Here is a 266-nt window from a genome sequence, read left to right as displayed (position 1 = left end):
CGGCCTGCGCTGGCGCCTGCTGCAGGCGGATGGCAGCCTGCTCGCCAACGACCGCGACTGGCAGGACAGCCCGGCCCTGACGGCGCGGCAGACCGGCCGACACTGGCTGCTGATCGAAGGCGACCCCGCCCAGACCGGGGGGGTGGACTACGCCTTCCAGCTGGCGGTCCACACCCCGCCCCAGACCCCGCTGGTCCTGTCACAGCCGGTCACGCTGGACCTGGGCCAGCCGGCCGCTGAACACCACTATCTGGTTGAGCTGGATA

General features: G+C 71.8%; 1 protein-coding gene. It reads left to right on the top strand.

What is annotated here, in order from left to right; genetic code table 11:
- Nucleotides 1-266: hypothetical protein (locus PZA18_RS24610; RefSeq protein ID WP_284103514.1), on the top strand; the 266-nt coding region annotated here is incomplete at both ends.

The sequence above is a fragment of the Parachitinimonas caeni genome, from assembly GCF_030129945.1.
In the GTDB taxonomy this organism is placed as follows: Bacteria; Pseudomonadota; Gammaproteobacteria; order Burkholderiales; family Chitinimonadaceae; genus Parachitinimonas; species Parachitinimonas caeni.
The sequence above is the reverse complement of the archived record's forward strand: the minus strand, read 5'-3'. Positions and strand labels throughout refer to the sequence as shown.